1 protein-coding gene is annotated in these 629 nt (G+C 74.6%); it reads left to right on the forward strand.

The genetic code is table 11. The annotated features are described in order from the left end of the window. The coding region (locus IF17_RS0135735) for an AMP-binding protein (protein ID WP_030575380.1) at window positions 1-629 on the forward strand (629 nt) is incomplete at both ends.

A 629-nucleotide genomic window follows, 5' to 3' on the forward strand; every position in this document is an offset into this window, starting at 1 on the left:
TCCTCGCCCTGCGCGACCTGGTCGGCTCCACCGACCGGGACCGGTGGCTCGCGCTGACGTCGCTGTCGTTCGACATCTCCGCCCTGGAGCTGTACCTGCCCCTGGCAACCGGCGGCCGTGTGGTCGTCGCCGACACCCCCACCAGCCGCGACGCGACCGCCCTGGCCGCCCTCGTCCGCGACGAAGGCGTCACCCACGTCCAGGCCACCCCCTCCGGCTGGCGCCTGCTCCTGACCGGCGACCTCCCCCAAGGCCTCACGGCCCTGTGCGGCGGCGAACCCCTCCCCCCGGCCCTCGCCACCACCCTGCGCGCCCGGGTGACCCGGCTGCTCAACATGTACGGCCCCACCGAGACCACCATCTGGTCCACCGCCTGGGACATCCCCCCGCACCCGGCCCGCGTCACCATCGGCACCCCCCTGGCCAACACCACCGTCCGCGTCCTCGACGCCCACGACACACCCACCCCCGTCGGTGTCCCCGGCGAACTCCTCATCGGCGGCACCGGCCTCGCCGACGGCTACCACCACCGCCCCGACCTCACCGCCGAACGCTTCACCACCCTGGACGGGCAGCGCTTCTACCGCACCGGCGACATCGTCCGCCGCCTCCCGGACGGCACCCTGGAC

The sequence above is a fragment of the Streptomyces cyaneofuscatus genome, from assembly GCF_000718135.1.
In the GTDB taxonomy this organism is placed as follows: Bacteria; Actinomycetota; Actinomycetes; order Streptomycetales; family Streptomycetaceae; genus Streptomyces; species Streptomyces cyaneofuscatus.